20 protein-coding genes are annotated in these 21,344 nt (G+C 37.6%); 13 read left to right on the plus strand and 7 right to left on the minus strand.

The features are described 5' to 3' along the window. The first annotated feature begins 183 nt into the window (after positions 1-183). Positions 184-1,719, plus strand: coding sequence for a PAS domain-containing methyl-accepting chemotaxis protein (locus H4J69_RS01600; RefSeq protein ID WP_182244556.1), 1,536 nt, complete (start codon positions 184-186; stop codon positions 1,717-1,719). Between the two features lie 221 nt (positions 1,720-1,940). Here the strand turns inward: H4J69_RS01600 and H4J69_RS01605 are convergent, their stop codons facing one another. After that, positions 1,941-4,217, minus strand: a complete 2,277-nt coding sequence (locus H4J69_RS01605; protein WP_182244557.1) for an EAL domain-containing protein — start codon at positions 4,215-4,217, stop codon at positions 1,941-1,943. An 88-nt stretch (positions 4,218-4,305) separates the two neighbouring features. Next, positions 4,306-5,163, minus strand: coding sequence for a peptidylprolyl isomerase (locus H4J69_RS01610; RefSeq protein ID WP_182215340.1), 858 nt, complete (start codon positions 5,161-5,163; stop codon positions 4,306-4,308). Between the two features lie 115 nt (positions 5,164-5,278). Between H4J69_RS01610 and H4J69_RS01615 the strand changes: the two genes are divergently transcribed. Together H4J69_RS01615 and H4J69_RS01620 are read left to right on the plus strand one after the other, a co-directional pair. Further along, on the plus strand, positions 5,279-5,989 hold the full coding sequence (locus H4J69_RS01615) for a DUF445 family protein (RefSeq protein ID WP_182215342.1): 711 nt from the start codon (positions 5,279-5,281) through the stop codon (positions 5,987-5,989). A 256-nt stretch (positions 5,990-6,245) separates the two neighbouring features. Then, positions 6,246-7,433, plus strand: coding sequence for an amino acid aminotransferase (locus H4J69_RS01620; RefSeq protein WP_182172491.1), 1,188 nt, complete (start codon positions 6,246-6,248; stop codon positions 7,431-7,433). A gap of 121 nt (positions 7,434-7,554) precedes the next feature. Here H4J69_RS01620 and H4J69_RS01625 read toward each other — a convergent pair whose 3' ends face one another. Continuing rightward, on the minus strand, positions 7,555-8,166 hold the full coding sequence (locus tag H4J69_RS01625; protein WP_182215344.1) for a DUF952 domain-containing protein: 612 nt from the start codon (positions 8,164-8,166) through the stop codon (positions 7,555-7,557). Positions 8,167-8,379: 213 nt separating this feature from the next. Between H4J69_RS01625 and glpE the strand changes: the two genes are divergently transcribed. Then, positions 8,380-8,709 (plus strand): thiosulfate sulfurtransferase GlpE, encoded by a 330-nt coding sequence (gene glpE / locus H4J69_RS01630; RefSeq protein ID WP_083277969.1) that lies wholly within the window; start codon positions 8,380-8,382, stop codon positions 8,707-8,709. Positions 8,710-8,722: 13 nt separating this feature from the next. Next, positions 8,723-9,595: a rhomboid family intramembrane serine protease GlpG gene (glpG, locus tag H4J69_RS01635; RefSeq protein WP_182215345.1), complete on the plus strand. Its 873-nt coding sequence runs from the start codon at positions 8,723-8,725 to the stop codon at positions 9,593-9,595. Positions 9,596-9,790: 195 nt separating this feature from the next. On the opposite strand, the gene H4J69_RS01640 is transcribed toward glpG, so the two are convergent. After that, positions 9,791-10,183: a flagellar basal body-associated protein FliL gene (locus H4J69_RS01640; RefSeq protein ID WP_182215347.1), complete on the minus strand. Its 393-nt coding sequence runs from the start codon at positions 10,181-10,183 to the stop codon at positions 9,791-9,793. A 308-nt stretch (positions 10,184-10,491) separates the two neighbouring features. Between H4J69_RS01640 and H4J69_RS01645 the strand changes: the two genes are divergently transcribed. Both H4J69_RS01645 and ubiA read left to right on the plus strand, forming a co-directional pair. Continuing rightward, entirely contained in the window at positions 10,492-11,082 is a 591-nt protein-coding gene (locus tag H4J69_RS01645) for a chorismate lyase (RefSeq protein ID WP_182245003.1), read from the plus strand. Between the two features lie 37 nt (positions 11,083-11,119). Then, positions 11,120-11,983, plus strand: a complete 864-nt coding sequence (gene ubiA / locus H4J69_RS01650) for a 4-hydroxybenzoate octaprenyltransferase (protein WP_182215350.1) — start codon at positions 11,120-11,122, stop codon at positions 11,981-11,983. 103 nt (positions 11,984-12,086) lie between these two features. Here ubiA and plsB read toward each other — a convergent pair whose 3' ends face one another. Next, positions 12,087-14,528 (minus strand): glycerol-3-phosphate 1-O-acyltransferase PlsB, encoded by a 2,442-nt coding sequence (plsB, locus tag H4J69_RS01655; protein WP_182245004.1) that lies wholly within the window; start codon positions 14,526-14,528, stop codon positions 12,087-12,089. A 138-nt stretch (positions 14,529-14,666) separates the two neighbouring features. On the opposite strand from plsB, the gene H4J69_RS01660 reads away from it, so the two are divergent. The 3 genes from H4J69_RS01660 to H4J69_RS01670 all read left to right on the plus strand — a co-directional run bounded on the left by H4J69_RS01660 (position 14,667) and on the right by H4J69_RS01670 (position 16,728). Then, a complete protein-coding gene (locus tag H4J69_RS01660; protein WP_182221539.1) occupies positions 14,667-15,140 on the plus strand; it encodes an NYN domain-containing protein in 474 nt (157 codons plus the stop codon). Positions 15,141-15,314: 174 nt separating this feature from the next. Continuing rightward, on the plus strand, positions 15,315-16,313 hold the full coding sequence (locus H4J69_RS01665) for a WD40 repeat domain-containing protein (RefSeq protein ID WP_182245005.1): 999 nt from the start codon (positions 15,315-15,317) through the stop codon (positions 16,311-16,313). A gap of 31 nt (positions 16,314-16,344) precedes the next feature. Continuing rightward, a complete protein-coding gene (locus H4J69_RS01670) occupies positions 16,345-16,728 on the plus strand; it encodes a hypothetical protein (RefSeq protein WP_182245006.1) in 384 nt (127 codons plus the stop codon). Between the two features lie 42 nt (positions 16,729-16,770). Here H4J69_RS01670 and H4J69_RS20300 read toward each other — a convergent pair whose 3' ends face one another. Both H4J69_RS20300 and H4J69_RS01680 read right to left on the minus strand, forming a co-directional pair. Further along, complete coding sequence (locus H4J69_RS20300; RefSeq protein WP_182245007.1) at positions 16,771-17,295, minus strand: type II secretion system protein; 525 nt, start codon at positions 17,293-17,295, stop codon at positions 16,771-16,773. A gap of 257 nt (positions 17,296-17,552) precedes the next feature. Then, positions 17,553-18,995, minus strand: coding sequence for a response regulator (locus H4J69_RS01680; protein WP_182245008.1), 1,443 nt, complete (start codon positions 18,993-18,995; stop codon positions 17,553-17,555). Positions 18,996-19,282: 287 nt separating this feature from the next. On the opposite strand from H4J69_RS01680, the gene H4J69_RS01685 reads away from it, so the two are divergent. The 3 genes from H4J69_RS01685 to H4J69_RS01695 are packed head-to-tail and all read left to right on the plus strand — an operon-like array spanning position 19,283 to position 21,201. Further along, entirely contained in the window at positions 19,283-19,891 is a 609-nt protein-coding gene (locus H4J69_RS01685) for an energy transducer TonB (RefSeq protein WP_182245009.1), read from the plus strand. Positions 19,892-19,900: 9 nt separating this feature from the next. Next, positions 19,901-20,497, plus strand: coding sequence for a sigma-70 family RNA polymerase sigma factor (locus H4J69_RS01690; protein WP_182215361.1), 597 nt, complete (start codon positions 19,901-19,903; stop codon positions 20,495-20,497). Further along, positions 20,494-21,201 (plus strand): energy transducer TonB, encoded by a 708-nt coding sequence (locus tag H4J69_RS01695; protein WP_182245010.1) that lies wholly within the window; start codon positions 20,494-20,496, stop codon positions 21,199-21,201. Before H4J69_RS01690 ends, H4J69_RS01695 begins: the two co-directional genes overlap by 4 nt. Positions 21,202-21,344: the final 143 nt, after the last annotated feature.

Consider the following 21,344-nt stretch of genomic DNA (forward strand, 5'->3'; position numbering starts at 1 on the left):
AGAGTACTAAGGTTTATCGTGCTTTAAACATCGATTGTTCTATTTGCCTTTGTTAAAACGCCAAGGTGACTCAGTTTCTCATTTTTTCATGCTATATCCCTTAAAACTCAGTATATTTTGTTGATCTTGTCATTTTAATAACTAAAATATAAAGACAACAAACTCATACAAAAGGATGTATCTATGACAAGACAAAAGCAATCGATTATTAATGAAGAAGTTAATTTTGAAAACGGTGTAGAATTAATTTCAACAACCAATAAAAAGGGTGTCATTACTTACGCGAACCCAGACTTTTGTAGAATTGCCGGCTACTCCCTTGATGAACTTGTTGGACAAAATCATAGCATTGTAAGGCATCCAGACATGCCTAAGGCTGCTTTTAAAGATTTATGGACTAATTTAGAATCGGGCTTACCTTGGCGAGGTGTCGTGAAGAATCGCTGCAAAGATGGTCGCTATTACTGGGTTGATGCTTTTATTACCCCTGTTTTTGAGTCAGGTCAGCTAGTTGGTTTTCAATCAGTAAGAACACGCTTAGACGAGAAAACTAAAAGTAATGCCATATTATCTTATCAAGCACTACAAGCGGGCAAGTCTTTAAATAAGTGGTACGAAAATGCCAGTATTAAAAATTCAGCCTACTTTGGCGCAAGTCTAACAACACTGATCAGTGCTCTTTATTATCCATACATGATGTTTTTGTTGCCTTTATTACCCTTTATAATTTATAAAAATGAAATTATCGATACGCCTAAATATTTTAAAAAACTCAGCAGAGACTATGACAGTCTTTCACGGTTAATTTATTGTGGAAGCAAACCTCAAGGTATTGCCGATTTTCATTTGAAAATGGCTGAAGGTAAAATTAAAACAATTTTAGGCCGTATTACCGACAGTAGTGATTTACTCAGTGAAGGCGCGAGTACGCTTGAGCAAGCGGCGAGAATAGCTAAAGAAGGTGTTGAACAAGAAACGGCTGAATTACACCAAGTCGCGACAGCTGTTGAAGAAATGGTTGCAACAATCGATGAGGTTGCCCAGAACACCACATTTACTTCACAAAAAGTTAATCAAGCACATTCAGATTGTGAAATTGCCACAAAAGCCATGCACACTACCATGGAAACAGTCAATATATTGGCTGAAGAAGTCGCAAATTCAGCGTCTTCGGCAACAGAGCTCGCCAGTGAGGTTGAAAAAGTTGGCAGCATAATGCATGAAATACAAGGCATTGCCGATCAAACTAATTTATTAGCACTTAATGCGGCAATCGAAGCCGCACGCGCAGGAGAACATGGTCGAGGATTTTCCGTGGTGGCCGATGAAGTTAGGGCGTTATCAAGTAGAACCCATGCGGCAACAGAGCAAATACAAAGTTCAATATCAGAAATGCAAAATACACTTTTATCATGGGTGCAAACTATGACAAAAGGCAAAGAGTCTGCGGACAGTTGTGTGGAAAAAGCAACAGAAGCTCATGATGTTGTTGATAAGGTATATTCATTGATCACTGATATTTCTGATTTAGCTATTCAAATATCGACAGCATCAGAAGAGCAAAGTATGGTTTCTCAGGAAATTAGCCGCAATATTATTAACATCAGTGATGCTTCTCAAAATAATCTTCAACAAACAAATACGGTTGAACGTGAGACGGTAAACATTAAAAAAAGAGCCAATGCGCTTAGCGCTTTAGGCCAAGCGTTTAACGGCTAAGGTAATGTTTAATCGTTATTAAATAAAAATAAGATAGCACCACTTTATTGTTAAAAAGGGCTGGTAACGAGCTTTTAAAACGTAGTCTATTATTAAAGGCTGGTAATTTTTGTAGTTTACATTAGCGACCTAGATACCAGGATTATCGCTTCTATTGTAAAAATGCCGCTAAAAAATGAATTTTTAGCGGCATTAATTTAAGTAGAATCAACAGATATAAATCAGTGGGTGGTATTAATAAACGGCTGGTGATGGTCAATATTAATTTTATGCCACGCTAGATAGTCACTTTTAGTCATAGGCTTAGCAATTAGATAACCTTGAATTGAATCAATATGTAGCGTTTTGAGTAACTCGTGCTGCTCTAACGCTTCTACACCCTCAGCAACCACGGTTATGTTAAGGCTTTTAGCCAAGGTTATTATCGTATTAACGATACTAAAGCCGGTGCCATTATCTAAGATTTTATCGATAAAGCTTTTATCAATTTTAAGTTCATTGACCGGGAAAGCACTTAAGTGTGTTAAACAAGAGTAGCCAGTACCAAAATCATCTATGGAGAAGGTAAAGCCTTTTGCTTTAATTTCTTGCATTTGTTGAATGGTATTATCAATATCTCCAGCCAACATCGACTCAGTAATCTCTAACTTAATCTGTGATGGTCGTATATCGAAGCCAGCCATGGCATTAAGTAACTCAGTTTTTAAAGTAGATGAGTTAAATTGGCAATGACTTATATTGATTGAAACACTGAACAACTCGTCAATCATATTATCGGTACGTAGTTGCGCAATTAATATACAAATATCAAGCAAGACAATGTTTTGTAATTTTTGAATAAGCCCATATTGTTCGGCAATAGGTATAAATTCATTGGGTGCGATCAGCCCTTTACTGGGATGATTCCATCGAATAAGTGCCTCTGCTCCAATGACTTTACCCGAGGTGTTTACTTGCGGCTGAAAATAGGCACAAAATTCATCATTAGCTATTGCTCTAACAAGGTCAGTTTCGAGTTCAGCCTGCTTTTCTAGTAAGGTTTGTAATTTGGGATCATAGAAATTATAACTATTACCTTTTTTCATTTTTGCGCGATACATAGCGGTATCTGCAAACTTCAAAATGTTATCTACTAATGAGTTACCATTGTTAACTAGGCTAATACCTATGCTGCAACTGACCTGAAATGCTAATTCACCTAACTCAAATTTTTCATCGAATACGCTGTGTAATTTTTGAGCGACCTTTTCAGATTCTATAATGGCCTGCTCATTATTTTCACCGACATATTCCAATAAAATAATAAATTCATCGCCACCCACTCTAGCTAAAGTATCCGATGCCCTTATAGTGGCGCTAAGCCTTGTCGATAATTCGACTAAAATTTGATCTCCGGCGCTATGTCCTAGTGAGTCATTAATCCTTTTAAAGTTATCTATATCCAAAAATAATAAAGCGCCGGTCTTGCTTGAACGTTTTATTCTTTCAATACACATTGTCAATCTTTCGTTGAGCATTCGTCTATTAGGAAGGTTGGTTAATGGGTCAAAAAAGGCCAGTTTTTCAATCGCCTTTTCTGCCTCTTTACGCACCGTTATATCTCTAGCTATCCAGACGATATGCCTTTTATTAGGAAAGTTTGGCTGATAATGGTCAAGGGGGGCTGTTCTCCCCTCGAAAGTCATATTACCTTTTAGAACGTCAAGCTGATATTCAAAAATTTGCACTTCATTGGTGGCTAAGGTCTTTTCAATGACCGACATGATTGGCTGTGCATCTTTTTTAGGTAAGGCGTCATTTACATTTTTATTAATGAGTTTGTTAACTGAACCATATAACAATTCATCAGCTGAGCCATAAATATCAGTATATACGCCATCTTCACTCAATATTAAGGTTAAATCAGGCATAACCTGAGTAAAAGCTTGGAATTTTTGATTACTTTTTTGTAGATCCGCAATCAGTCGTTTGGCGTTAAGTGATTCAACATTTTTTTCTAAGGCGATGCTTGAAAAATGCACGAAGTAGTCGATTAACTCTAAATCTTTATCCGTTGGGGATTTAGAAGAGCTATGATAAATGGCAAGTGAACCAAGAGTTTTGGACTGTGTGGAAATAATGGCGGTTGACCAACACGATTTAAGACCATAGCTCAATGCGAGTGCTTTAAAGTCTTGCCATAACGGGGATATTGCGATGTCTTCAACAATGACTCGAGACTTTCTAAATGCTGCCGTCCCACAAGAGCCTACCTTTGGACCAATGCGTACGCCATTAATAGCCTGACAATACTTATCATCAATATTTGGCGCAGCGCAGTGAAAAAGTTGTTCGTCCTTTATCGATAATATTGAGCACCTCGCTGACTTGTCATCGAGAAGCTCTTCTATAGATAAACAAATATCATTTAGCACATCATTTAAAGGCCGACCTAAGGCAATTTTAGATAAGATATCTTGTTGATGAGATAATAGTTTTTTTAATCTAGCTATGTCCATATTTCACCAAGATTATTTATTACATTGCATGTTAATTTATAGCAAAACATTTTCAAGGTCAAAGCCATCCCCACCTTTTAGATAAGGTTTAATTAATTATCCGGCTTTTCACTGGCGTTTGGCAAATATCTAAAACGGGTGGTGGTTTTTTGTAGAAAAATGCATTTTCTCGTTTTTTCTGTTTTTCTATCATTTGACTAAAAGCGGGGTGCTCGGTATTTTTTACGGCTAATAAAATTTGTTGTTCTTTGGGCACATCACTCATCATTTTCATACTTGTCATGGTGGTATAATCTTTTTCAGCAACAGGCTTATCACCCTCAATAACCGATGTTCTAGTTATGGCTTGTACGTGGTTCATGCCATAAACCACACGACCAAAGATAGTCATAATTCGATCTAAATAGCGAGTGGCTTGACCATTAACAATATAAAAATGACTGGTGCCGGAGTCGGCGTCATTCCCCCTAGCCATTGCAATGACACCAGGGCAGTGCGTTAACCAAGCTTTTTTTTCACTCGGGTTATGAGCTAATGAAAATCCGTCTTTAAAACCTGTTTGTTCAGCGAATAAATCATTGTTTTGAATTTTAGTGAACTGCCAGTTTTCATCGGTAGTAAAGTCACCTTCCATGATTAATGTTGGTACTAACTTATCTTGACGACTGCCGTCTTCAGGACCTCCTTGCGCCACAAAACCGTCGATCACTCGATAGAACTTATTACCATCATAATGACCTGATTGGGTCAGTTTTATAAACTGTTCGACATGCTTAGGCGAAAACTGTGGTGCCAGTTCTATGACAACTTTTCCGTGTGGTAGTGTCAGTAATACGGTTCTTGCAACATCTAAAGCTCGCCATTCATCAGCTACTTTTGATGTTTGTGCAGCAGCGCTAAAAATAGTCAGTAATGTACTCATGGCTAAAATAAGTCTGATTTTCATGACGTTTCCTTAATCTTTATTGTTTACCCGCTACTATACAGTAAAAGAGTTGGCGCAAAACCATGCAATTGTTAATATAGCGCGATAGAAACCAACACTAATTTTGAGGTACTCAGTGAATAAAAGCTTTATGACTAATATTATCGCCTTGCTTGCTACTTTAGCGGGTTATTTTTTCGAGCAGTCTTTACTCTTTACCATAGGCTTATTTGCCTTGTCGGGGGCATTTACTAATTGGATTGCTATACATATGCTTTTTGAAAAAGTACCCTTTTTATATGGCTCTGGTGTTATTCCTGCGCGCTTTGAAGATTTTAAAAAAGCCATAAAAGAGCTGATGATGGAACAGTTTTTCACTGAAGAAAATATTGACCGATTTTTGTCGGGTGGTTCAGGTGGTTTAGTGTCTTTAGACTTAACACCCGTCATTGAAAAAATAGACTTGAATCCTGCTTTTGATGACTTAGTTGATGTTATTGAAAAGTCATCGTTTGGTGGCATGTTAGCGATGGTTGGTGGCAGCGAAGCATTACAGCCGTTACGAGAGCCGTTTATTGAAAAAATGAAAATCACCGTCGGTAAAATTTCACAAAGTGAAGAATTTAACAATATCCTCAAGGATGAGTTAGAGCAACCGAGTGTTATGGCGGATATGCGTGATAAAGTCAGTGAAATTATTGATCAAAGGTTAAATGAACTAACACCACAACTGGTCAAGGAAATTATCCAAGCGATGATCCGCAAACACTTAGGTTGGTTGGTTGTTTGGGGAGGTGTATTTGGTGGTATTATTGGCTTTATCGCCGCAGTTACTAATAATTTCTAAGATTTTATCAGCGATTATTTCGCAACAAACGCTGGATATAATTTGTTGCGAAACTTGTCATTACAGACAACAAGGTTATCCTTGTTATTCCTTAGTCCCTTTTGTGCTATTAGTTCCTGCAATTTTTTAGTTTAAACGCTTTAAATTTCACCTTATTGGGGCTATGCTTGCGCTTTAAACACAGGGATTTATTTCTCTTGTTGAGCGAAATCGCCCAATTAAGAACATCCCGTCATTGAATAAGGTAACCGGAGACATGTTTGGTAGCTTAAAGGCTTTGCCAGCCGATCCTATTTTAGGCTTGTTGGCTAAATATCGTGAAGATTCAAACCCACATAAAATTGATTTGGGTGTGGGCGTTTATAAAAATGAAGCAGGTCATACAGCGATTTTAGACTGTGTGAAAGCGGCGGAAAAATATCGTAACGATCACGAAGATACCAAAGTTTATATTGGTCCTACCGGCTCACCTGTATTCAATGAAGAGATGAGTAAATTAATTTTCGGTCACCATAAAGTGCTGCTTGAAAATAGAGCTCGCACGGTTTCTACTCCCGGTGGAACTGGGGCATTACGTGTTGCGGCTGAATTTATTAAGTCTTGTAAAGCTGGTGCCACTATTTGGGTGAGTAACCCAACATGGGCAAATCATACCGGTTTGTTTGAAGCCGCTGGTTTAACCGTTAAAACCTATCCGTATTACGACCACGAAAACAAAACGCTTGATTTTGATGGCATGTTAGCGGCATTAAAAGAAGTCAGCAGCGATGATGCTGTGTTGTTACATGCGTGTTGTCATAATCCCAGTGGTATGGATTTAAACAATGAGCAGTGGCAACAAGTTGTTGAAGTGGCTAAAGACATTGGTTTTTTACCCCTTATCGATATGGCATACCAAGGTTTTGGTGTTGGTTTAGACGAAGATGCCTATGGTTTGCGTTTAATGGCCGAACACGCGAAAGAAATGATTGTTTGTAGTTCATGTTCGAAAAACTTTGGTTTATACCGCGAACGTATTGGCGCTTGTACTATTATTGGCGAAACATCTGCCGCAGTTGATGTTGCACAGTCCGTATTACTTTATGTGATCCGTGTTATTTATTCTATGCCTCCAGCACATGGTGCCGCATTGGTTGAAACAATCTTAAGTTCTGATGAACTACGTACCCAGTGGCATGTAGAATTAAAAGAAATGCGAGACCGTATTAATGGTAACCGTCAACTATTGGTTGATAAGTTAGTCGAAAACGGTGTGACTCGTGACTTCAGCTTTATTACCCGTCAAATGGGGATGTTTTCATTCTTAGGTATAACCCCTGAGCAAGTGCAACAGTTACAAGATGAATATAGTATTTATATGGTCGGTTCAAGCCGTATGAGTATTGCGGGTATTGCGAATAGTAATGTTGATTACTTAGCAAAATCTATCGCGAAAGTTCTATAGGCGCTAAGATTCGTTAACAGCTTTAGAGCTTAAGAAAGAGTTAAAGCCAAAACATCTCGGTGTTTTGGCTTTATTGTTTTTGGTTAACTAGCCAATTGATAATGTGAGTAAGCGGCTATCTTTAGAGGTAAAAATTTCCATCCTCATTAAGTGATATTTTTTCAACCCGAGTGACCGCATTGATGTTTAATGGACCATATATATGAGGATATAAGCCACCGCTTGCAGGTTCCCATTTTATTTCTGGTATAACTAACTCTTTATCAACAATCAAAATAAGTGGCTGCTCTTTGTCTTTATAATATTTATTGGCAAGACGGTTTAACTGACTTTTTGGCGTCGCATGAATAAAACCTTCGCTGGTTAGCGAATCACGCGTTAGCTTACCTGCACTTAGTGCTTGTTGATATTCAGCATTTGATGAGAGTAAATAGATAGACGGATCATTTAGCCCTGCATACATGCGAATAAAAGTATTCGTTAGTATTTGTTGCTCATCTTTCTGGTAAAGGTAGTCAACACGAAATATCCCTTTAATATTGTTATTTTCAATAGCCTGGCTTACAACGCTTATTTCTGCTCGAGCAGTCCAGTCAGTACCTGTTAACCATAGAGGAACATTGTCAGCAAGATGCTGATGGCCCTTTCTCTCAAAGGGATAGGTTTTTCCACGTACTAACTCTGCGTAATTATCTGAACGGAGAATTGAATTATTTGCTATTTTAAAGCCCATGGGTTTTCCTGTATTAAATTGTTGTTAGCGATAAAGCTATTAATTGTCTATGTTACCGATAAGTGCACATGCTTTAAATGGTAAACAACAAAGAATATATTTGTTGTCTTATCGCTATTACCAATCAATATGTATTTTGCTGAGTTTTGAATGGTAACGTCTAGATGTAAAATTATGCTACATTAACGGCGTAAATTTTTAGGGAAATAAAAAATGACTGAACAAACCAATTTCAAACATATGCAACTGGCCACCTTACACGAGAGTTTAACTGATAAAACTCATGTCATTGTTGATATTCGTGACGCGGCTTCTTTTCAAGCAAATCATATTCCTGGTGCTATTCATTTGAGTAATGAAAACTTTGCCGACTTCATTCGTGAAGCCGACTTAGATGCCCCCGTTGTTGTTTGCTGTTATCACGGTATTTCTAGCCAACAAGCTGCACAGTTTCTTATTAGCCAAGACTTCAGTGATGTTTATTCACTCGATGGCGGCTTTACTGATTGGCAATTACGTTTTCCACAAGATATAGAACACTAAATAGTTGAGCATAATGTCGGAATATAATTCAGCAAATGAGCTAAGTCCCTTAGTACAAGTTAAACAACATAACATTGCCTTGTTGTTTGCGAATTATTTAACCAGTTTAGATATCGATGCTAAAGTGCAAAAGGATGACAGCGACTATGTTATTTATTGTGCAAGCCATAAAATAGCTCAAGCAAAAGAAATTTTTGCTGAATTTATTGCCGACCCTTACCAAGAAAAATATCAACAAGCTGCATGGCAAAGTGGACAAGTTTCACAAGTTCAAGACAACTCTCCGTCATTAATAACAAGCTTTAAACAGCAGTTTTTGGCTCATGCCGGTGTGGTAACCTTAACTGTTTTTGCTTTGTGCTGGTTAGTTTTTATCGCGAGCTTGTTGGGTTTCGCTCGACCTACTTTTGAATTATTACATTTCTATCCTAAGTTAACGATGGAGGCCTTTTTTGATTCTCCATTACGTCTTTTAGGGCCCGCCCTGTTTCATTTTTCATGGTTACATATTGTCTTTAATACTATGTGGTGGTGGCAATTAGGTGGCAGTGTTGAACGTACTTTAGGGAAGGGGGCGTTAATTAATTTATTTTTGATCACCGCACTGCTCTCTAATCTCGGGCAGTTTATGGTTTCAGGTCCTAACTTTGGCGGCCTGTCTGGTGTGGTTTATGGCTTAGTGGGTTATGTTTGGTGGTATGGCTGGCTAGCACCTGAAAAAGGTTTAATGATCTCTAAGCCCATTATTGGCTTTTTACTGTTTTGGCTTTTACTGGGCTATGCCGATGTTTTACCGGTTAATATGGCAAATACAGCGCACTTATTAGGCTTAGTCAGCGGCTGTTTGTTAGCAGCAGTCAATGTGTTATTGATGAAAAGGCATTAGTTCTGTATTAACAGGGCTAGACTAATGTTTTGCCGGTTAATATGATGGCAAATACTGCGCGCTCATTCGGATTAGGCTTAGTCAGCGGCTGTTTGTTAGCGGCAGTCAAGGTGTTGTTGATGAAAAGGCATTAGGTCTTTATTAAAAAACCGTAGGTTGAGTTTTACCGACCTACGGGGATCTTTTAATATACTGTTAGTTGTCTAGCCACTGGGTAAATAATAATTTTTTAATTAGTGGCTGACCTGTTTCTTGTGTCAAAAGACTCTTCACTTTTTCTTCACATAAACGCTGGATTTCGTGGCGACCATTAATCGATTTTACTTTTGCTTCAGGTTGCTGACCAATAATAGCAATAATAGCATCGCGCAATAACGGTGCATGATGCTCAACCGTTTCATAATTTGCCGAATCTTCAATCATCAATTCAACGGTGAGACGAACATAGCCTAGTTTCTTTTTTACCGCTACATAGTTAGTGATAATAGCGGGTTCAAAACCAAAGTAAGCATAGTCCGCCGCTTTTACTGAAGATAAAGGAAAAGAGAACGACAATAATGTCGCTAATATTAATAAGGTATTTTTCATTTTGCCGCTCTATTTAACTGGAGAATTGAAAAGACTATCGACTATATTACAATGAATCATTAGCTTTTATTAGCAAATTTGTTCGCTTTATTTATTTTTATAACGCTAAGCGCTAAAACCCCCTCAAGGATAACCCGTTTGATAGGCTAACTTATTTCGTGTGGCCTATTGATGCGAGCTCGTCTACCTTTGAAATCACCACTTGAATTTGGTCGGCAAGGTGTACCAAATTACCAGCGGCATAAATTAAACAATACTGATATGATATGCAGGTTATTGTCTAATAAAATAGTTATTAATTAGTTGTTATGACCCAGTCGCATCCATTATTTCCCATTACTATCGATACAGCATGGCAGTCTCCTTTAGGAGTATCGCTTAATGAAACGCTATTAAGTTGGTTACTCGACCCAAGCTCGTTGACTGCTCGATTAAGTCAATGTTGCCAACATTTTCGTGTTGAAGTATTAGGGCAAAAAATTCAGCCTTGCACAAGAGAAGAAGCAACGGCAGACATTAATGTAGGTGAACAAGTGTTAGTGCGTGAGGTGATATTATATTGCGACAATGTGCCACAAGTCTTTGCCCGCAGCTTACTGCCTTTAAAAAGCTTAACCGGTGAAGAGCAGCAGTTAGCACACTTAGGTAACCAATCGTTAGGACAGGTGCTGTTTAGCAAAAAAGAGTTAACCCGTAAATGCATTGAAATCTCGTCTTTTTCTCCAATCTCTACCGTATCAGCATTAGCACAACATCTTAAATTACCAGTTAAAACCGAGCTCTGGGGACGCCGTTCAACGTTTATGCTGCATGATAAACCTTTATTAGTTGCTGAAATATTTTTACCGAATGCCTTCGCTTATCAAACTAATCAAACTAATCAAACTGATCAATTATGATAAATAAAAAAGAAATAAAAAATCTTCAGGAAAATACATGACAAATTCTTTTGCAGATAAGTGGCAAGGCATTGTAAAAATTACTCGCGCCGACAAGCCGATCGGTACCTACTTACTATTATGGCCAACATATTGGGCATTATGGATAGCCGGCGATGGTTTTCCACCCTTACATTGGCTAGCTGTATTTACCTTAGGTGTTTTTGTTATGCGCAGCGCAGGTTGTGTTATTAATGACTGGGCAGATCGTAAAGTAGACGGACAAGTAAAACGTACCCAGCATAGGCCATTAGTTACTGGCATATTAACGCCAAACGATGCGTTATCGTTATTTGGTTTGTTGATTGGCATCGCGCTCGGCTTAGTTTTAACCTTAAGTTGGTTCACCATTCAATTGTCAGTGGTTGCGGTGTTACTGGCAGCAAGTTACCCTTTTATGAAACGTTATACCCAGTTACCCCAAGTGGTATTAGGTGCAGCGTTTAGCTGGGGGATGATTATGGCGTTTGCCGAAGGTATGGGTGAAATCCCCACAGTTGCTTGGCTACTTTTTAGCGCTAACTTATTATGGACGGTAGCTTACGATACTATGTATGCGATGGTTGACCGCGACGACGATTTAAAAATTGGCATAAAATCAACGGCCATTCTATTTGGTCGCCATGACAAACGTATTATTCTATTTCTTCAACTGGCTACACTAGCTTTGTTAATGAGCGTGGGTGAAATGCTCGCATTTGGTTGGCCTTATCAACTGAGTCTTGTTATTGCGGCCGGATTTTTTTGTTATCAACAAATTTTAATTGTCGATAGAGAGCGTGATAAATGCTTTCAAGCTTTTTTGAATAATCATTTTGTAGGTTTAGTGATTTTTATTGGCATATCAATAGAGTACCTCTAGTTACTACGGGTCCGATAATCATGAGATCCAACATTATGCTTGTGGTGCGTCATCCTGATAATCGTTCAGGATGACGATGTAGCCCGTTTTATTCGTGCAAGAGTTAACGAATAATACTCTGTAAAACTTCAATATCTATCAGTTGAGTGACCGACGACTTCAACAAACCTAAAGTGCTGCTGTCAACGAGCTGGTCGTTTTCATCTTTATTAATATAGCCTTGCTCAATCATGGCTTTAATTAAAATTCCCTGGGCTTTCTTATCAATAAACTCAGGAGCATTAATATCATTTAATACCGATAAGCGCTTAGCAATAGCAACAACTTTGTCTTCAAGGTCATTTTTACTAATGGGGGATAAACGATGTGTTAATGAACAGATAATGGTAAAACGTTGTACGGTTTCATTAATACATTCGCCGATTAAACGAATATTACTGGTCTGTTCAACGTCATTTACCACGCTTAAAAAGCCACTTTTACTTTTTCGAATAAGACCTTCGGCCATTAAAAATTTTATTATTTGCTCTGTTTGTTCCACAACATCACTTTCGCTTTGCCATAAAAATAAATCAATTTTCACTAAACTGATGATCCGTTGCACCTGTTCTAATAAAGTGTCGATATCTATTTTGCTATGGCGTTCCAATATCCGGCAAATGAGCGCAGGTAATATATAGCTATGTAAAATATTATTACGGTAATAACGCATTTCTAAAATGGCTGTTTCAGATAATGAAATAATGTCGCCGTAACTGTCTTGATTTACGGTGACTTTATTAAGAGAGATAACCTCTTCAAGCAGTTGCTGGCCATCTTCACAGGGGATGGTCAACTGCTGACTATAAGGCGCATTGCGCTGTAGGTTTAAAAATAAATCAAGCTGGCTTATTAATTCTGTTTTAGCGAGTGCTTTATTATTACAAGCATGCAGAATAAGTGCGACTAAAGCCGTACCATTAATGGCGGCGCTTTTATTGATATGCGTCATTACTTGATCAGCCAGAATATTAACACTTGGTGTCAACCATGTTGGCTTTTGTGGATCAATAGGGTCGATATCGTCTTTCCAGCTAGGGACCTGTTTATTTAAGAACTGGTTAATATTGATAGGTTCACCAAAATTCACGTAACCTTTTCCATAATTTCGTAAATTTTTAATCGCTTTAATAACACCAAAGATAGATTCATTTTTCTTCTGGCTACCACTTAATTCTTTATGATAGGTGCCGACTTCCATAACATGCTCGTAACCTAAATAAACTGGCACTAAGGTTAATGGACGATCAATGCCACGAAGCAAGCTTTGTATCGTCATGGCAAGCATACCTGTTTTAGGGGGTAGTAAACGGCCAGTTCTACTGCGCCCGCCTTCAGAATAATATTTTACTGAGTAGCCACGTTCAAATAATAAGCCTAAATACTCGCGAAAAATGGTGGAATATAAGCGATTGCCTTTAAAGCTACGACGAATAAAAAATGCACCAGCTTTGCGGAAGATAGGGCCTGCTGGCCAAAAATTTAAATTAATACCAGCGGCTATTCTAGGAGTCACTAAGCCTTCTTGGAAAATGACATAGGTAAGTAGTAAATAGTCCATGTGGCTTCGGTGACAAGGCACATAAATAATTTCATGGCCTTCTTGAGCTAGATCTCGCAGCACTTTTGCATTATTGATGTTTATACCGCTGTATAAGCGACTCCACAGCCAAGTTAAAATACGTGCGCCCAAGCGAACCATAGAGTCACGGTAATCACCGGCAATTTCATCCATGATGGCGAGGGCTTGTTTTTTCACTTGCTCTTCACTGATCGCTTTGCTTTTGGCTTCGTCGCTGATTAAGCGTTTTATCGATGGATTAGCAAGCAGTGTCGCAAACATTTGTTGACGGTGCATTAACCTTGGGCCCGTTACTGCAATCGTTTGGCGGTAAAAGTGAAAACGAGCAATACGCATTAATTTTTGTGCACTTGCTTGCGTAGTACCATGCCTGTCTGCCATAAGACGAAAAGAAATCGCTTCACTAAATCGGACAATAGAATTACGCCCTAAAAATAATACAATGAAAAACTTACGTAACCACGAAGGTGATTCTTGATCCGCTAAAACAGTCCCTATATTGGCATTATTATGTTCTTTGGTTGGTGTTCTGCCCCAAATAACATGAGCAGGTATGAGCTGAGCATCTAATTTTTCGTCGATGCTGTGCTGCTTTAATAATTCGAAGCCTTGGGTAATCGCTTCGGTATGACCTGCTTTTCGCCAACGAAAAAGCGGTGTAGGTTTTTCTAAGCACAATAAACGTGAAAAACTTTGCCCATTAACAGTTACCAGGCTTAGTGGATCGGGTAATTTTAAATTTTTACAGGCCTTTCGTAGGGCAAGTAGATCACTGGCAGATTGATGACGAATAACATAAAACTGTGGCTGTTCAAGTTTTACTTCTTCTGACTCTAAATAGTTGTCAGGAACAATTTTACTGCGAACAAGCAATTTTATCGGGAAACGTAATAAGAAATAGAATAATGAACGTATGGCTGACATCGAATTTTCTCTGAATTATTATACTTTTAGACATGTTTTTAATAGTAGCTTTATTGTAGCATGTTGCCTATGGTTTTTGGTAATGGTGGCCATCACCAACACCCTTCCTTTATCATCGAGTAATAAATGACAAGCCAACTGAACAAAATAGCTATATTTGTAGATGTACAAAATATTTACTATACCACCCGTGATAGCTTTCAAAGGCAGTTTAACTACCGAAAGTTTTGGCAACAAATTAGTGAGCAGGGCGATATTGTTATCGCCAATGCCTATGCCATTCAACGCAGTGACGATGCTCAACATAAATTTCAAAAAGCGTTAAAACATATTGGATTTGAGGTAAAGCTTAAGCCGTTTATTCAACGTCGAGATGGCTCTGCCAAAGGTGACTGGGACGTCGGTATTACCATTGATGTCATGGAAAGTGCCGGCGATGTTGATACCGTTATATTACTATCTGGCGATGGCGACTTTGATTTACTACTTCGCAAAGTTAAAGAGCGTTATGGAGTAACCACACATGTTTATGGTGTATCAGCTTTAACCGCTAACTCATTAATTAACGCGGCGGATGATTATTTTCCGATTGATGACTGGTTACTAATGTAACTTTGCTTGTCGAAATAACAGTCAGCCTGTGGTCGCCAATGATTAATGGCCATATCTTAATGATTGCTAATGTTGCCATATACCCTTGATCGCCAGTGAACAAAAATCATCCGCTTTTTATTAAATATGTGCGATAGTAGTAGTATCATACAGATGAAATAAAATGATTAGGCAATGAAAATTCTGATATTACTGATGCTTTCTTTACTTGCATCAGCCTGTAGTCAACAAGACGTCTATAATTCTGCAGCGGTTAGCAAAAGCAGTTACAGTAAATCAGCGATAGCAACCACAGCACTTTCAGATGATGGTAAGTTAACGGCGATTATTAATGGTAATGGCGTCTGTCTTTGGCAAAACAGTCAGCAATCAATATTACCTAAATGCCTTCCCGCGGATCATGCACAACATATTGAAATCGCTTATATCAGTAATAACAATCAGTTCTTATATCTTTCTAATCGTGTGTCTGTAAAGCAATATACTCTTGATAATCTTGAAATAGTCGGTGAGTGGCAAGTCGCAGATAATATAATTAATGATATGTCAGTATCTAAAAATGGTCAGTTACTGTTATTAGGATTTCGTAGCGGTAAAGCCAGTATTATTGATACCAAAGCGAATAAGGTCACTACTTTTCAAAAACATCGTTTAGATATAAACGCGGTGAGTCTGTCTGAAAACGGTCAAATTGCTTTTACCGGCTCAAGCGATAAAGTGGCCCAGTTATGGAATACTTCAACGGGTAAAACCCTGTTTGAATTTAGTCATGCCAGTCGCGTTAATCATGTTGATATCAGTAGCGACGGTTTGGTTGGCTTTAGCATTGACGCGGTTAAAGATCGCAAGTTTTGGAACCTACAAACAGGCCAGCTCATTGCTGAATTAGATACTTATTTAAAATTTATGGAAGTGAATGACTCTGTTTTTTCTGCCGACAAACAACTATTTTTAACTGGCTCACCCAGGCAAGTATTACAGTTATGGCGAGTGGCTGATGGCGCATTACTTGCCCAGTGGCAATCAGTCATGGAAAATGGCCGAGCATCGGTATTAAGTGTCGCAATGAATGATGGGGATAGCGGAACTATCAAAGATGCTAAAACGATCAAGTTTATTAATGCCAGTAATAGTGATGGCGTTTTAGAGCTGTGGCATTTTCCTGTTTATTAATTTTATAACCTTTTAGGTTAGAGGTACTACTTTGTTTAAGCCAATTCCAACAACATCTTTTGATCTGTTACCACTGCCTATTATGGTTGTTGAGCTTAATAAAGAAGCGCTAAATCATACTATTGTTTATTTAAATCAGGAGTTTATTAACGTTGTTGGTTGGGATTTAGCCGATATACCGGATAAAAATCACTGGTGGCAAAAAGCCTATCCAGATCCCCATTATCAGAAGGTCGTTGAAAGCTTATGGGAACTGAGTATGGAATCAATAGATGCTGAAAAAGATAGCTTTGTTGCGGTGACAGTGAATATTCAGACCAAGAGCCATGGCGTTAAGCGATTTAAAGTTTATACCGAATTGAAAAGCGCGCTAATGGACGGTTATTATGTGGTCGCATTTGAAGAAATTAATTAATCAAATGCATAAGTGAATTATTGAGTCTACTGATTGCCTAAATTAGCAACCGTCAGCAATAATATCGTACGCCGGACCTATTGCTGCAGATTGCGCTTGGGTATATCTAAAATAGCAATTATCGTCACTGACTTTATTGTTGCCATTGACATCGTAACCAATAAAGACGAAGTTTGCGCCTTGCTCTTCGAAAACCTTGCCCCCCGAGAGCTTAAACTCCTCAGAAACATCAATCTGCTTGTAAATTTCATGATTATCAATGTAAGAGTGCAACAGCCTTAAATCAACGCCATTAAGATCAATAACGCCATTACGGTCTATATCTATATCAATTAAATCCGCGCGGCTAGGAACTGGAAATGTAGAATAGCTTGGCATCTTCGATTTTAAAAAGATTAAATTATTAGCGGCTTTTACGCTGACACTAAACTGGGTTAAAACGGCTATTTTTGCGTCTTTTGATATGCTGATAAATTTAGGTAATGCGGTGGCAGATAATATGCCCAATATCACGATGACAACGACCAGTTCAATTAAAGTAAAACCTTTATTACGACTACGACTCATCGACTGCACACACATAAATTATATTTTGTTGTTTAACGTTACTTGCATAAACGTTAAGTGGTATTAAAGAGTTTGCACTTTAACAATATAGCAACATAAAATAAACTATTTTATGTTGCTATATTGTTATAAATGTTGTCATCAAAATATGGTGATACCGTTATAGTAAAATCAGAGTGGGTTGTCGTTGTTCGTTGATAATAAATAGTAAAATAATCAATTTATTACTTTACTAGCAAGAAGATTAGCCAATAAAGCTAATGATATATTTCACCTAAATAAAATGTCTTTTTGGGAATTTTAAAAAAATGTACGTCGCCACTATTTTCATGATGAACCCCTATAGAACCATCGTATTCATTGATAATTTTTTGGCAAAGTAATTGATTTAAAATAGGTGTTTGTATTAGACCTTCAGGGGACTTTTCTATTCCTACAGATGTCAGCGGAGTGGCTTTATCTAAAGGTGAGGCGTCTTCTACTTCAAAAACAATATCCTCATTTTTTGTATAAAGTCGAATTTTAAGTTCACCACCGTTTTGTGACCGCATCACGGCATCATGAGTCAATTGATTGATAACTTGACCAATCTTCTCTGGAACACATAAGTTTTTAATATCGTCATCAATCGATTTTTTGACGATAATATTACGTAATTTATCTCTGCTTGATTCAAGGTATAGTTGTGTTGCTATCATTGATTGCAACGAAGATGACTTTAAAGCAGAGCTTTGCATATAGTTAGAAATGGCAAAATAATTTAAAAAACTGTCAAAAGTACGGGTTAATTTTTCTTTGGATAACTGGCTAAGTTCTTTAAAATTTTGGTATTGTGCCTTACTGACTTTTCCTTCTAATAAACAATCGTTCACCGTTGTTAACACGTAAATAGGGTCAGAAATTTCCTTAGTCATATTATTAATGATTTTTTTATAGTCGTTGAGAGTACATTGATCTTTATTCATTTTATGCGCATTAAAGATCAATCTTCTAAGCGTTAAGATAAAGAGTTCATTATCGATTGGCTTAATAAAAACATTATCAGCACCATTGGCTAAAAATTTAATCGCACCATTTCTATTACCGGTTAAGCCAATAAAAATAAAAGATCGATCTACAAAAGTTTCCTTTATTTCTTGCATTAATTCACAGCCATTTTTAGAGGGCATTTCATAATCAAGAATCAGAATATTAATTGTGGGTGTTAATCTTAAGCGCTCTATTACTTGCTCGCTATTGAGCTCAGTGTCGTTATGAATAAACTCACTACTCAAAATATTGGCAACAATACGGCTATCAACTCTTGAGTCATCCACAACCAGTGCGTGTTGAAAACGATAAATATCGTGTTGTCTAATAAAACCGTAAATAAGAGAGCTTAATTCGCTATCATTTTCATTGACCACCATATCAATGTAATGTTCTTTAGCGGTTCTTTCCATTTCAAAATTAAGAAAACGGGTTATCAATAAAGTGGGTACATTTTGTTTTAATTTAAGTCTGCTAATACTTTCTTCATCAATTTTTTCAATATAAAGAATGAGATAATCAGTGTGTGTTATAGCAACTTTTAGGGGTTGGGTGAGGTCATCAGCTATGAATGATTCGACATGTCCTAAATTTTCGCCCTGTAATACGGGGAGCAAACTTTTAGAGACCTGATCGGGTAGGTTTACTAAGAAAATATTTGAATTCATCATAACTGCTCCTTGTCTTAAATAAAGCGCTTTGGTAGATAAAAGAACAATAAGCGCTCATTAACTATACTCTTTATTTCTATTTTGAACAGTAGCTAATGTCATATTTATGGAACCAACCAACCTCATTTTACAATATAGTCAATGATGAGCAATCACCAGGTTATTTATAAATATCCATTTAGTTAAAAATAATTTAACCCCTTTTACTTTTTCCAAACGTTTTATCTGTATAAGTCGCAATTTTAGCGCTTATATCTGTTTTTTGTTTGTTAAATAAAGGAATTACTATGGCTAAATTATTATCTTATATCAGCTTGGCAGTTATTATTACTTTTAGTTTATTTGCTTTTATGGCGTATTTAATCAGTAGCGACAGTATAAATATTACCAAGCCATTAACCGATGTTATTGTTGAAGTGGCACAATTACCTGAAGATTCAAAAGTTATTGAAATCGATAAGGTAAAGCTTGAACCACCAGCACCACCAGAGCCTATGCCAAGAAATGTTGTGACGATTGATGTTGCAAGTGACACGCACAATTTATCCTACCAATCAGCTCCAATCTCAATGACGGGAGGGAGTACTGGCTTTAAGCAATACCAAGGGATGAATAATAATGAGGCTCGCCCCATCGTGCGTGTTAATCCTAAATACCCAATAGAAGCCATGAGAAAAGGAACTGAAGGCTGGGTGCAATTAGCTTTTGATATTAATGAAGTCGGTAAAGTTGTTAATATCTCAGTGATTGACGCTCAGCCAAAACGTATTTTTGATAAAGCGGCTAGACATGCTTTAAGAAAATGGAAATATCAGGCAAAATCGGTTGATGGAGCTGCGGTCTATCAAAAGGGTCGTACCGTACAATTAGATTTTTCTATGGACCAACAAAGTTAGGATGCGCCTTTGAAGTTACCTTCTATGGTTAAGGGTTGGTTTAATCCAACTATCAGCCCTGAAATATTAATAACGCGTTATATTGCCACCAGCAAAGATAAATATTTTACTTTGCTGGTGAAGCAATTTAATCAGCCAATTTATCATTATTTACTGAGCCAGTCTGATAAAGAAACCGCTGAAGATATTATTCAGTCGATGTGGTTAAAGGTGATGAACATTAAAGCGAGCCATCCAGCACACAGTAATGTTAAAAGTTGGTTGTTTACCATTGCTAGAAATACCTTAATTGATGAATTAAGAAGGCAAAATCGTTGGCAAACACAATCCCTTGATGAGCAGGGGGCGGCCACAGATATACAACTATTGTCGCAGACCAATAATCACTCACTAGAGCAACAATTTGAGTATATCGATAGATTAGCCCTTTTTAATCGAGCGATTACCTTATTGCCTTTTTACCAGCGAGAAGCTTTTATTTTTCAACAAGAAGGTTTTTCACTTGAGCAAATTGCCGAATTAACCGGTGAAAGCTTTGAAACGATTAAAAGCCGTTTGCGTTATGCCAGAACTTATATTAAAAATTTATTGGAAGATAAATCATGAAACACCCATCCTGTGATGAAGAGATCGCCTCACTTTATCAACAAAGAAAGCAACAAGTCATCGCACCAGAAATTCACTTGTCAGCTTTGCAAAAAAGTAAAAAATCGCGATATACCCTAATGCAGTTATTGAGCATCTTATTTTTAGGAGGCGTGGCTTCCTTTAGTATTTTAGCCGTGATAAGTCATTTTTCTAAGCAAGCGAACCTCCAAACAGCGCCAAAATCGCCAACAAAGCTAAGTGTTGTTGAATATCAAGAAATAACCCCAGAAGATAAATTTATTGCGGTTGTTATACCGCCATTAGCACCCAAACAACCCTATGTTGTTCCTGCTCAATCTGAGAATGAAGTTGCTCTTGGAGCTAATAATCGACCGGAGATGTTAATTGTTTCACTGCCTATTGATGTTGTCACTGTTTCAGTGACCGCCGATATTAAACCACCCACGTTATCTTTGGTGCCACTCTATCAAGAGCAACCAAAATATTCGGTTGACGCAATTAGAGCCCAACAATCAGGTACCGTAAAGCTGGCTTATAGTATTTCGCCACAAGGTGAAGTTTTAAATATTAGCACTGTCGAGTCGAGTGTTAATCGCGAGCTTAATATCTCTGCTAGAAAAGCGTTATCAAAATGGCGTTATCGTCGAGGAATATACAGTGAAGAGGGCTATGAAATTATTTTTGATTTCACGCTGAAATAAATAAATAATTTATTTAAATTAATTTGAACTTATCAGGCAATAGGGGCTCTTATTATACGAGAGTTTATTTCCCTTAGTGTTTATGTTTTTATAAAGCGTTTCTTGGTCTCAAGAAACGCCTTTTTTTTGCCTTTTTTTCAGTG

Origin of the sequence: Colwellia sp. BRX10-9, from assembly GCF_014077405.1 — a bacterium.
Taxonomy (GTDB): Bacteria; Pseudomonadota; Gammaproteobacteria; order Enterobacterales; family Alteromonadaceae; genus Colwellia_A.

Coding starts and splice junctions, on each gene's coding strand:
- H4J69_RS01600 (WP_182244556.1), top strand. CDS start 184: ATGACAAGACAAAAGCAATCGATTATTAATGAAGAAGTTAATTTTGAA.
- H4J69_RS01605 (WP_182244557.1), bottom strand. CDS start 4,217: ATGGACATAGCTAGATTAAAAAAACTATTATCTCATCAACAAGATATC.
- H4J69_RS01610 (WP_182215340.1), bottom strand. CDS start 5,163: ATGAAAATCAGACTTATTTTAGCCATGAGTACATTACTGACTATTTTT.
- H4J69_RS01620 (WP_182172491.1), top strand. CDS start 6,246: ATGTTTGGTAGCTTAAAGGCTTTGCCAGCCGATCCTATTTTAGGCTTG.
- H4J69_RS01625 (WP_182215344.1), bottom strand. CDS start 8,166: ATGGGCTTTAAAATAGCAAATAATTCAATTCTCCGTTCAGATAATTAC.
- glpE (WP_083277969.1), top strand. CDS start 8,380: ATGACTGAACAAACCAATTTCAAACATATGCAACTGGCCACCTTACAC.
- glpG (WP_182215345.1), top strand. CDS start 8,723: ATGTCGGAATATAATTCAGCAAATGAGCTAAGTCCCTTAGTACAAGTT.
- H4J69_RS01640 (WP_182215347.1), bottom strand. CDS start 10,183: ATGAAAAATACCTTATTAATATTAGCGACATTATTGTCGTTCTCTTTT.
- H4J69_RS01645 (WP_182245003.1), top strand. CDS start 10,492: ATGACCCAGTCGCATCCATTATTTCCCATTACTATCGATACAGCATGG.
- ubiA (WP_182215350.1), top strand. CDS start 11,120: ATGACAAATTCTTTTGCAGATAAGTGGCAAGGCATTGTAAAAATTACT.
- plsB (WP_182245004.1), bottom strand. CDS start 14,528: ATGTCAGCCATACGTTCATTATTCTATTTCTTATTACGTTTCCCGATA.
- H4J69_RS01665 (WP_182245005.1), top strand. CDS start 15,315: ATGAAAATTCTGATATTACTGATGCTTTCTTTACTTGCATCAGCCTGT.
- H4J69_RS20300 (WP_182245007.1), bottom strand. CDS start 17,295: ATGAGTCGTAGTCGTAATAAAGGTTTTACTTTAATTGAACTGGTCGTT.
- H4J69_RS01680 (WP_182245008.1), bottom strand. CDS start 18,995: ATGATGAATTCAAATATTTTCTTAGTAAACCTACCCGATCAGGTCTCT.
- H4J69_RS01685 (WP_182245009.1), top strand. CDS start 19,283: ATGGCTAAATTATTATCTTATATCAGCTTGGCAGTTATTATTACTTTT.
- H4J69_RS01695 (WP_182245010.1), top strand. CDS start 20,494: ATGAAACACCCATCCTGTGATGAAGAGATCGCCTCACTTTATCAACAA.